Consider the following 8,215-nt stretch of genomic DNA (forward strand, 5'->3'; position numbering starts at 1 on the left):
GGGTGAGGGGTACCGCGCGCGCTTCGGGCCGGCCACCCCGAATTTTTCGTGCTTATTGGGGGCAGTTTGGCGCTTCAGGCCAGGCGGTGGGGGGTGGGATCGCCCTGTTCGGCCACCAGGTGCTGCCGGGCCGTTGCCAGGGCTTGGGTGAAGGCGGCGGCAGTGGCGGCAGGCGCAAGCCCGATTGCTGCGGCAAGGCGGTCGATCAATTCCGCATCCGGGCACACGGCGAGCGCACCCGCCACTGCGGCCGGATTGAGGCCATGGTCCTTCGCAATCAGGCTGATGGCGCGGGCACGCTGCTGGAAGGTGAAGGCCTGCAGCCGGGCGGTTTCCACCTCGGCCTTCTTGTGCAGCGCCTTGGCCAGGTCAAAGCCCATGGCGGCACTCAGCCCTTCTTGCAGGGATAGGCGCCGGCCAGCGCCTGGCGGAACACCACGATAGCGGGGTCATTGCGGGCGGTGCGGGTCTTGCCGATATGGGCCAGCACGATGTCGCGATACTGGACCAGGTTGAAGTTGAGATTGGGCGGGCAATAGTCGGGCAGCAATACCGGGTTCAGGCTCTTGAACCAGCCATTGCCCTGCGACGCACCGTTGATCCACGACAGGCAGATCAATTGCCGGGCCGTGTTGGCGCGATCGCTGCACACCGCCTCGAGATGGGCGCCGGTCGCCATGGCCGTGGGATTGTCGCTGGCCGGCGGCGCCTGCTGCACCGTGGGTGCCGCCTGCGCGGTAGTGGCCAGCAGCAGGGCGGCGAGCAGCGCCCGCATCACACGCCGTTGGCCTTGAAATGCTTGAGCAGCTTCGCCCACGCATCCTTGCCGGCCGCCGCGTTGTAGCTGGGACGGTAATCAGCGAGGAAGCCGTGATCGGCATCGGGGTAGAGGATGATGCTGCTCTTGGTGCCCTTCAGCTTGGCCTGCATCGCCTCCACGTCGGCGACCGGGATGCCCTTGTCGAGCGCGCCGTAGAGGCCGAGCACTGGCGCCTTCAGATCGGCGACCACGTCCATCGGGAATTTGCGGCCTTCCGGGCCTGGGTTGCCCTTCAAGCCGCCATACCAGGCGCCGCCGGCCTTGATTTCCGGGAAGCGCGACGCCGCCATCCAGGTGATGCCACCACCCCAGCAGAAGCCAGTGATCGCCAGTTTCTTCTTGTTGACGAAGCCCCGGCTGCCCAGCCAGTCGATCGTGGTCCTGGTGTCGCCCATGACCTGTTCGAGGCCAGCCTTGGCGACGATCGGCCGGATGACGGCGAAATCCATGCTGCTGGCCAGCACATGATCGGGATCGCCGCGGTAGAAATATTCCGGCGCGATGGCGACATAGCCGGCCTGAGCAAAGCGGCGGCAGACATCCTTGATCCATTCGTGCACGCCAAAAATCTCGTTCACCACGATGACCGCGGGATGCTTGCCCTTGGCCGAGGGGCGGGCGACGAAGGCGGGCAGGCCGCCGGGCAGGGTTTCCCAGCCGGTGACGAGGCCGGTGTCGGGCGTGCGGATCGGCTCGGCATTGGCGGCGACGTCGAACGCGGCATAGCCGGCGGCGATGAGCACGGCGCGGCGCGACAGCGCCAGATCTTCGGTTTCGGTGCCTTCGGGGCGGGTGAGCGTGGCCATGAGTCCCTCCTGTGATGGCAAAGGCATAACATCGCCACACAGGCTGGCAATGCGGCAACACCGCCGATAGGGTGGCCGGCATGGGGGACATCGCCACATCCACGCCGCGTCCGATCTGGCGGCATCTTTATGCCCAGGTGCTGGCCGCGATCATCGTTGGCGGCCTGATCGGCCATTATGCGCCTGAAACCGGGGTGGCGCTCAAGCCGCTGGGCGATGGTTTCATCAAGCTGGTCAAGCTGGTGGTGGCGCCGCTGGTCTTTCTCACCATCGTCACCGGCATCGCCCACATGCGTGATATGGGCCGGGTGGGGCGGGTAGCCGGCAAGGCCTTCGTCTATTTCCTCGCCGTGTCCACACTGGCCCTGATCATCGGGATGATCGTGGCCAATGTGGTTCGGCCGGGCGATGGCCTGGATGTCGATCCGGCCAGCCTCGATTCGGGTGCGGTCGCCACCTATGTGAAGAAGGCCGGGGAAGGCGGCATCGTGCCGTTCCTGCTTGCCATCATCCCGGATTCCATCCTGTCGCCCTTCGTCGAGGGCAACATGCTTCAAGTGCTGTTCCTGGCGATCAGCCTGGGCGCGGCGCTGGCGCTGGTGGGGCCACCGGCGGAACCGTTGCTGACCGTGCTGGCCGCCGGCCAGTCCGGCCTCTTCCGGCTGACCGCGCTGTTCATGGCGGCGGCGCCGATCGGCGCGTTCGGGGCCTTTGCCTTCACCATCGGCAAGTTCGGGCTGGGGGCCATTGCCAATCTGGCGCTGCTGATCGCCTGTTTCTATGGCACGGCGATCCTGTTCGTGCTCACCGTGCTGGGATTCATCGCCTGGCGCGCGGGCTTTTCGATCCTGACGCTGATTGCGTACCTGAAGACCGAGCTGCTGCTGGTGCTGGGCACGTCCAGTTCCGAAAGCGCGCTGCCTGGCTTGATGAGCCGCATGGAGCGCGCCGGCTGCCCGCGCGCCGTGGTGGGCCTGGTGGTGCCGACGGGGTACAGCTTCAACCTGGATGGCACCAACATCTACATGACGCTGGCGGCATTGTTCATCGCCCAGGCCTGCGGAATTGACCTGTCAATTGGTGAGCAATTGGCCCTGCTGGCGGTGGCGATGATCTCCTCGAAGGGTGCGGCGGGCGTGACGGGGGCGGGCTTCATCACGCTGGCGGCGACCTTGTCGGTGGTGCCGTCCGTGCCGGTGGCCGGCATGGCGCTGATCCTGGGCATTGATCGTTTCATGTCGGAATGCCGGGCGCTGACCAATTTCATCGGCAATGCGGTCGCCTGCGTGGTGGTGGCGCGCTGGGAGGGCGGCATCGACGAGGCCAAGTTCGCCGCCGTGTTCCGCGACCGCCAGTTCGGGGACAATCTTCCCCCGCTGCCGGCCGCGCAGGATGTGGATTAGAAGAGGAACATGCCGGCGGCCGATACCGCCATCAGCAGCACCGCGCCCCAGCCCAGCACGGCCTGCGCGCCCTTGACTCGAAAGCCGCCCATCACGGCGCGGCGACTGGCCAGCAGCATGATCGCCAGCATCACCGGCACCGCCACCAACCCGTTGACCACCGCCGTCCAGAACAGCGCCTTCATCGGATCGATGCCGACCAGATCGAGCCCCAGCGCAGCGGCCACGGCCACGAAGATCACGCCATAGAAGCCGCCGGCTTCACGCGGCTTCAGTTCCAACCCGGCACGCCAGCCCATGACTTCGGCCAGCGCATAGGCGGCCGAACCCGCCAGCACCGGCACGGCGAGCAGGCCGGTGCCGATGATGCCCAGGGCAAACAGCGCAAAGGCGAAATCGCCCGCGATGGGCCGCAGCGCGGCGGCGGCATCGGCAGCGGTGGCGATATTGTTGATCCCGGCTTCGTGCAGCGTGGCGGCGGTGGCGGCGATGATGCACAGCGAGATGGTCATGGTGACGAGGAAGCCGCTGGCACTGTCCTTCACCAGCCGCTTGAGCTCGATGGCGGCACCGCGCTGGTGGGTGATGAGCGGCCGCGCATGTTCAAGGCCCATCTCTTCCAGTTCCTGGGCGCTCTGCCAGAAGAAGAGATAGGGGCTGATCGTGGTGCCCAGGATGGCAACCACCGTGGTGGCGCTGCCGGCGGGCAGGGTGGGCCACAGGCCGCCAAGCACATGGCGCCACTCCACCCCCACCACCAGCACCACCAGCACATAGGCGAACAGCGACAGGGTCAGCCATTTCAGCAGGCCGACATAGCGGTGATAGGGCACGAAAATCTGCAGCCCCAGCGACAGCACGGCAAAGCCCACCATCAGTGGCAGGCGCGGCACGCCGGTGACCAGCCGCGCCGCCTCCGCCATGGCGGCGATGTCGGACGCGATGTTGAACATGTTGGCGCCCAGCAGCATCAGCACCACCGCCCACACTGCGCTGCGCGGCAGATGGGCGGAAAGATTGGCGGCCAGGCCCTTGCCGGTGACGCGGGCGATTTCGGCGCAGGTGAACTGGAACGCGGTGAGGAACGGCCAGGCCAGGACCACCGGCCACAGCAGCGCAAAGCCATAGGCGGCGCCGGCCTGGGAATAGGTGGCAATGCCAGAGGGATCATCGTCGGCCGCGCCCGTGACCAGCCCTGGCCCCAGCGCCGAATGATAGGCCGGCTTCTTCAACCGGTGGCTGAGCGGGCGACGCTGCCTCATGGCCGGTAGCGGATCAGGCCTTCCTGCATCAGCGTGGCAATCGGGCGGCCATGGATATCGTGGACGATGCCGCGATTGATGCCGCGCCCGCCGCCGGCCATCGGCGAATCCTGGTCGAACAGGTGCCACTCGTTCATGTCGGGCGTCTGGTTGAACCAGATGGCGTGATCGAGGCTGGCCGATTGCAGCGCCGGATTGGCCCAGCTGATCCCGTGCGGGGCAAGGCAGGTATCGAGCAGCGTCATGTCGCTCGCATAGGCGAACAGGCAGCGCTGCAGCACCGGATCGGCGGCCACGTCGGCCGGAATGGGCGCGGCCAGCCGCACCCAGTGGCGCTGCTGCGGCGGGCGCTTCTGTGGGTTGAAGAAATCATCGTCGCCATCCACCGCGCGCACGTCCAACGGTCGTTCACGGGTCAGCCAGATGGTGCGCCACGGCTCCGGCGCGTGCGGGGCGTTGCGTCGCGCCCATTCGGCATCGCTTTCTAGGGTCTCGGGGTGGGGCACGTCCGACGGTGGCGCCACGGCATGTTCCAGGCCCTCTTCCGGCACCTGGAAACTGGCGGCCATGTTGAAGATCGGCCGGCCCTTCTGGATTGCCACCACGCGGCGGGTCGTGAACCCGGCGCCATCGCGATCGCGCTCCACCTTGTAAACGATGGGCAGCTTGGGATCGCCGGGGCGGATGAAATAGCTGTGCAGGCTGTGGCACAGGCGGCCGGCCTCCACCGTGCGGCTCGCTGCCATCAGTGCCTGCGCAACCACCTGGCCGCCATAGACGCGAATCCAGCCCTCATCAGTGGACTGGCTGCGGAACAGGTCGGTTTCCACCTCTTCCAGGTTGAGCAGTCCGAGCAGGCGGGCGACGGCGCGTTCGGGGGCGCGTTCGGGATTGGGGGCTGGGGCGTCCATGTCCATATCCTCTCCCTAGCGGATTCCGGATTGTCCACAACCTGCGCGCAAATCGCAGTCCAAACTCTGCTTGACAGGCTGGCCCCGCCTCCATATCAGCGCGGCTCCACAGCGCACGCGGGTGTAGCTCAGTCGGTTAGAGCGTCGGCCTGTCACGCCGAAGGTCGCGGGTTCGAGCCCCGTCACTCGCGCCATTGTCCACCAGGATATGGCCATCCGCTGCGTAAAAAAACCGCGCCAGACCATCGGTTTGGCGCGGTTTTTTATTGCTTTGCGAGCCGTTGCCTTGCTGCGCCTATTTCGTCCGCCAGCGGCCGGTGTTCATCCACAGGAACAGCGGCTTCAAGGGCAGCACCCAGGCCAGGCCCGCCACCAGATAGGCCAGTGTTTCAACAATGCGCGGTGCCCCGGCCAGATTGTCGGCCAGCACCGATACCACCAGCGCATAGACGATGAGATAGACGATCAGGCCAAGCATGCCGACCGGCTTGCGCCAGCTGGGCTCGGGCGGAATGCGGTGGGGAGCAAGATCCATGCGCCCGGCCTTATCGGGATTTACGGCAATCGACCAGACGCTCCGGTGTCGCGACCATGTCGAGCGGCATGTCCCACGGCTCGGCCGGCAGGGCAGGAGCGATTTGGCACTCCCAGGCGAGACCAATGGCCAGCACCGGCTGTTTGCGGCGCAGGGCAGCCAAGGCGCGATCATAATAGCCGCGGCCCTGGCCCAGCCGCACGCCATTGAGCGTAACGGCCAGCAGCGGCACCAGCAGCAGATCCGGCTGCACCACCGGTGCCGTGGCCGGCGGTTCGGGGATGGACTGGAAGCCGGGTTTCAGTTCGCTCCATTCGGCCTGGTGGAACAGGATATCCGGGCCGGTAATGCGGGGAAAGGCGTGCGGGCCGACGCGCTTTTCGATCCACACCGGGTCGATCTCGTCTCCGACCGCGGCATAGCTGCCGGTCATGCGGAAGCCGCCAATCACCGGCGCGACGACGTCAGCCAGCGCCCGCTCCAGCCGCTCCCGCTCACTGGCGGGCAGGGCGGCAACAAAGGCCTTGCGGGCGGCGCGATAGTGGCGGCGCAGGTCAGTCTTGGTCACAACATGATGTCCGGATGGTCGGTTGGCGGGACCACCATGGGCCGTTGGCCTTGAAGATCCTCTGACGCCAAAACGTCAGGTGGGAACCAGTTTTGGTGAGCCAGGGCTCACCCAGTGCCAGCCCCCGATAGGATGATTATCGCCTCAGGGATGCTTGCTCGCTCGTACCGGGCAGTGCCCGCCACCCGCTGATATAGGCCTGCCGGGCCGTAACCTCAAGTGCGCGCCAGCGTTTCCAGCCGTTCGACGATGCGGGTGAGGCGGGTGATGTCCACCATCGGCGCTGCTTGCGGCGGCGGCGCAATGCCGGCGCGGGCATCGGCCAGTTCGTCGGCCAGCATCAGCGCGGTCATCGCCAGCAACTGGGTTTCCGGCATGGTGCCCAACGACGCGGTCAGTCGGTCGGCGCGGGCGGCCAGTTCGTCTCCCAGCCGGGCGATCCGCTCTTCATCGCCATCACGGCAGCTGATCCGGTAGGTGCGGCCGGAAATGGCGAGAATGGCCTGACCCATCGTCTCACTCCTGCCCGATGAGATTGTCGAGCGCGCGCACGGCTTCGGCGGCCGCCTGTTCGATGCGGTCGAGCCGGGCGCGATCAGCCGCCGACGCCGCCGCATCGGCAACACGGCGCGTTTCGATCGCTGCCAGCGCAGCTTCGAGTCGCGCAAACAGGCTCATCAGTTCCGAAATCGCCCCGCCCCTTTTGCACTCAATTAGTTGGACGGCATTCATAAGACGCTATGTCAGGCTTGGTCAAGCCTTGTGACCATGCCGCACCGGGGCAGGTGCAACTGCATGGTTGACGGGCGCGCGGACAGTGGGCCAAAGCCGCCGGCATCGACGGGAATCGCTCCCGACGGCAGGGGCCATTGCCCATTGCGTTCAAGGTTAACAGGAACGGCCACGATGACCGATCTTTCGCGCTGCGCCAACGCCATCAGGGCGCTCGCCATGGATGCGGTGGAAGCCGCCAACAGCGGCCACCCCGGCATGCCGATGGGCATGGCCGATGTCGCGACCGTGCTGTTTGCCAATCACCTGAAATTTGATCCCAAGGCGCCGCGCTGGCCGGATCGCGACCGCTTCGTGCTGTCGGCCGGCCATGGTTCGATGCTGATCTATGCGCTGTTGTACCTGACGGGCTACGAGAAGCCGACGCTGGACGACATCAAGCGCTTCCGCCAGTGGCACAGCCCCTGCGCCGGCCATCCGGAAAACACCGAGCTGCCCGGCGTTGAATGCACCACCGGGCCGCTGGGCCAGGGGCTGGCAATGTCTGTCGGTATGGCGATGGCGGAACGGCATCTGAACGGCGTGTTCGGCGATGCGCTGGTCGATCACCACACGTGGGTGATTGCCGGCGATGGCTGCCTGATGGAAGGCATCAGCCAGGAAGCGATTTCGCTGGCCGGCCACCTGAAGCTGGGTCGCCTCAACGTGATCTGGGACGACAACAGGATCAGCATCGACGGCCCGGTCAGCCTGTCGTCCAGTGAAGACATGGCGGCCCGCTTCACTGCCGCGGGCTGGCATGTCGTCGCCTGTGATGGCCATGATTTTGCCAGTATCGATGCGGCGCTCAGCGCCGCCAAGGCCGATCCGCGGCCCAGCCTGATCGCCGCGCGCACCACCATTGGCAAGGGCGCGCCGACCAAGGCCGGCACCAGCGGCAGCCACGGCAGCCCATTGGGCGCCAAGGAGATCGAAGGTGCCCGCGCCGCGTTGGGCTGGGAATATGGCCCGTTCGAAATCCCCGCCGACATCAAGGCCTGGTGGGAAGGGCTGGGCGCCCGCGGTGCTGCGGCGCGCAGCCAGTGGGAAGCCCGGCTTGCCGCCAGCGCGCACGCCGACGAATTCAGCCGCCGCATGGCGGGCCGCCTGCCGGCCAGCGGCAGTGCGGTCTTCACCGA

11 protein-coding genes and 1 tRNA gene are annotated in these 8,215 nt (G+C 66.6%); 3 read left to right on the forward strand and 9 right to left on the reverse strand.

The window, feature by feature from the left end; all coding sequences use genetic code 11:
* Window positions 1–74 precede the first annotated feature (74 nt).
* Genes GJ693_RS03705 through GJ693_RS03715 form a run of 3 tightly spaced genes read right to left on the reverse strand, consistent with a single transcriptional unit; the run spans window position 75 to window position 1,626 of the window.
* Entirely contained in the window at window positions 75–380 is a 306-nt protein-coding gene (locus GJ693_RS03705; RefSeq protein WP_156254989.1) for a hypothetical protein, read from the reverse strand.
* A gap of 8 nt (window positions 381–388) precedes the next feature.
* Window positions 389–775: a Rap1a/Tai family immunity protein gene (locus tag GJ693_RS03710; RefSeq protein ID WP_156254990.1), complete on the reverse strand. Its 387-nt coding sequence runs from the start codon at window positions 773–775 to the stop codon at window positions 389–391.
* Window positions 775–1,626 carry a dienelactone hydrolase family protein gene (locus GJ693_RS03715; RefSeq protein ID WP_156254991.1) on the reverse strand — a complete coding sequence of 284 codons (852 nt, stop codon included), beginning with the start codon at window positions 1,624–1,626 and terminating at the stop codon, window positions 775–777. Before GJ693_RS03715 ends, GJ693_RS03710 begins: the two co-directional genes overlap by 1 nt.
* Window positions 1,627–1,706: 80 nt before the next feature.
* Between GJ693_RS03715 and GJ693_RS03720 the strand changes: the two genes are divergently transcribed.
* On the forward strand, window positions 1,707–3,029 hold the full coding sequence (locus tag GJ693_RS03720; protein ID WP_156254992.1) for a dicarboxylate/amino acid:cation symporter: 1,323 nt from the start codon (window positions 1,707–1,709) through the stop codon (window positions 3,027–3,029).
* Here GJ693_RS03720 and GJ693_RS03725 read toward each other — a convergent pair.
* Window positions 3,026–4,291 carry an NRAMP family divalent metal transporter gene (locus GJ693_RS03725; protein WP_156254993.1) on the reverse strand — a complete coding sequence of 422 codons (1,266 nt, stop codon included), beginning with the start codon at window positions 4,289–4,291 and terminating at the stop codon, window positions 3,026–3,028. The genes GJ693_RS03720 and GJ693_RS03725 overlap by 4 nt on opposite strands.
* Entirely contained in the window at window positions 4,288–5,202 is a 915-nt protein-coding gene (locus tag GJ693_RS03730; RefSeq protein WP_156254994.1) for an acyl-CoA thioesterase, read from the reverse strand. Before GJ693_RS03730 ends, GJ693_RS03725 begins: the two co-directional genes overlap by 4 nt.
* A 117-nt stretch (window positions 5,203–5,319) precedes the next feature.
* Here GJ693_RS03730 and GJ693_RS03735 point away from each other — a divergent pair.
* Window positions 5,320–5,396: transfer RNA gene (locus GJ693_RS03735), tRNA-Asp, on the forward strand.
* 101 nt (window positions 5,397–5,497) lie between these two features.
* On the opposite strand, the gene GJ693_RS03740 is transcribed toward GJ693_RS03735, so the two are convergent.
* The 4 genes from GJ693_RS03740 to GJ693_RS16745 all read right to left on the reverse strand — a co-directional run bounded on the left by GJ693_RS03740 (window position 5,498) and on the right by GJ693_RS16745 (window position 6,983).
* Window positions 5,498–5,737: a DUF2842 domain-containing protein gene (locus tag GJ693_RS03740; protein ID WP_156254995.1), complete on the reverse strand. Its 240-nt coding sequence runs from the start codon at window positions 5,735–5,737 to the stop codon at window positions 5,498–5,500.
* A 10-nt stretch (window positions 5,738–5,747) separates the two neighbouring features.
* Window positions 5,748–6,305, reverse strand: coding sequence for a 5-formyltetrahydrofolate cyclo-ligase (locus GJ693_RS03745; protein WP_156254996.1), 558 nt, complete (start codon window positions 6,303–6,305; stop codon window positions 5,748–5,750).
* 215 nt (window positions 6,306–6,520) lie between these two features.
* Window positions 6,521–6,817 (reverse strand): cell division protein ZapA, encoded by a 297-nt coding sequence (locus tag GJ693_RS03750; protein ID WP_197041945.1) that lies wholly within the window; start codon window positions 6,815–6,817, stop codon window positions 6,521–6,523.
* A 4-nt stretch (window positions 6,818–6,821) separates the two neighbouring features.
* The gene (locus GJ693_RS16745; RefSeq protein ID WP_197041946.1) at window positions 6,822–6,983 is read right to left on the reverse strand and encodes a hypothetical protein; all 162 of its coding nucleotides are present in this window, start codon (window positions 6,981–6,983) and stop codon (window positions 6,822–6,824) included.
* Between the two features lie 228 nt (window positions 6,984–7,211).
* Between GJ693_RS16745 and GJ693_RS03755 the strand changes: the two genes are divergently transcribed.
* Window positions 7,212–8,215, forward strand: a 1,004-nt coding sequence (locus GJ693_RS03755) for a 1-deoxy-D-xylulose-5-phosphate synthase N-terminal domain-containing protein (protein ID WP_328598814.1), incomplete at its 3' end; no start/stop codon positions are given.

The sequence above is a fragment of the Sandarakinorhabdus oryzae genome, assembly GCF_009733735.1.
In the GTDB taxonomy this organism is placed as follows: domain Bacteria; phylum Pseudomonadota; class Alphaproteobacteria; order Sphingomonadales; family Sphingomonadaceae; genus Sandarakinorhabdus; species Sandarakinorhabdus oryzae.